Raw genomic sequence first — 1,904 nt, 5'->3', positions numbered from 1 at the left:
GATTGAGGCCAACCTGAGCCAGGCCAACCTGATCTGGGCCAACCTGAGCGGGGCCAACCTGAGCGGGGCCAACCTGAGCGGGGCCAACCTGAGCGGGGCCGACCTGAGCAGGGCTGACCTGAGGGGAGCCAACTTGAGGGGAGCAAAGCTGGGTGGCACGAACCTAAAGGGGGCAAACCTATGGGGCGCAAAACTAAGTCCCGGCTGGGATCAATTCGCCGACTTGAAAGGGGCCATCCTCCCCGACGGAGCCATCCATCCCTAGCCTGATCCCTTGGCTACACTACCTACAGCCGCTCTCAGTGGATCCATGAGTCCCTCAGATCTCGCCTTTGCCAGCAATCACCAAGACATCCTCACACTGCTGGACTTAGTGGTTCGCGCCCGCTACCCTTTGATCTACCTGGTTACTCCCGAAGAAGCCCCGGCAGAGGAGCTCCTGCAAGTTCTAGCCGATTCCCTCAACCCCAAGCGCAAACTCCTAATCTGGGATATCGTCTCCGGCTGGTCAGATAACGGCCAAAACAAAGGCCAATTGATGCCTGCTCTGGGCCGCATCGGCGCCATCAAAGAGGACGAGGCGGTTATTTGTGTTCTCAAAGACCTAAACCCCACCCTGAGAAATCCGGAACGCTCGGACAATTACCCCGTCATCCGCTACCTGAAAACCCTGGCCAGAGAGAGCCGCCACAGCCGCAAGTCCATCATCCTCTTGAGCCAAGAAGCCGTTGTCCCTGCCGAGCTGCGCGAGGAAATTGTGGTCTATGATTTTCCCCTGCCCAGCATCGCCGAAATTGAGCGGATCATTACCCGCGCGATCCCTGCCCGTCAACTGGAGCTAAGCGGCCCGGCGCGGGAACAACTGGTTCGAGCCTGCCAAGGACTGACCCGGCAGCGCATTGAGCGGATCCTGGCCCGCGCCCTAGCCGCCAAGGGCAAGGTCAGCGAGGGCGATATTGACCTTGTTCTGGAAGAGAAAAAACAATACATCCGCCAGACGGAAATCCTGGAGTTTTACAACCCCTCCGAGACCTTGCAAAATGTCGGCGGCCTGGAAAACCTCAAAGCCTGGATTCGGCAGCGCCGCAACAGTTTTAGTGCCCAGGCCCGTGCCTATGGCTTGCCCAGTCCTAAGGGCATTTTGCTGGCCGGGATCCAGGGCACCGGCAAGTCTCTATGTGCCAAAACCATAGCCCGCGAGTGGCGCATGCCCTTGCTCAGGCTGGATGTGGGGCGACTCTTCGGCGGGATCGTCGGCGAAAGCGAAAGCCGCGTGCGCCAGATGATCCAAATTGCCGAAGCCATGGCCCCTTGTGTGTTGTGGATTGATGAGTTGGATAAAGCCTTTGGCGGCGTCAACAGCGAGTTTTCAGGGGATTCGGGCACCAGCAAGCGGGTCTTCGGCAGCCTGATCACCTGGATGCAGGAAAAAACCAAACCCGTTTTTATTGTTGCCACCGCCAACAATGTCCGCATCTTGCCGGCCGAGCTGCTGCGCAAAGGCCGGTTTGACGAAATTTTCTTCGTCAATTTGCCCAACCAACGGGAGCGGGAGGAGATCTTCCAAGTCCACATCCAGCGGCTGCGGCCCAACCGCGTGCGGGATTTTGCCTACCCTGAGCTGGCCATGGCCAGCGAAAACTTCAGCGGCGCAGAAATTGAGCAGACCATCTACGATGCCATGCACATGGCCTTCAACCAGGATCCGCCCCGCGAGTTTACCCAGGAGGATATTCTCGGCGCCATTCGCCAAACCGTTCCCCTGGCCGCCATCGCCCGCGACCAGATTCAAGACTTGAAAGCGTGGGCTGCCGAGTCCGGGGCCCGAACGGCCTCCCGAGATCAACACATTGTGCACCATCAGCCAACACTGGTGCAAAAAAGAGGGCAGGGCCCCCTCGAAG

2 protein-coding genes are annotated in these 1,904 nt (G+C 58.9%); both read left to right on the top strand.

Annotation, left to right across the window (positions count from 1 at the left end; translation table 11 throughout):
* Window positions 1-265: pentapeptide repeat-containing protein (locus tag NW848_RS16330; RefSeq protein WP_414511362.1), on the top strand; the 265-nt coding region annotated here is incomplete at its 5' end.
* A 45-nt stretch (window positions 266-310) separates the two neighbouring features.
* Window positions 311-1,904: AAA family ATPase (locus NW848_RS16325; RefSeq protein WP_414511361.1), on the top strand; the 1,594-nt coding region annotated here is incomplete at its 3' end.

The organism is Synechococcus sp. RC10A2 (assembly GCF_047502605.1).
Note: the sequence above shows the minus strand (reverse complement) of the source record. Positions and strands in the feature narration are given on the sequence as shown.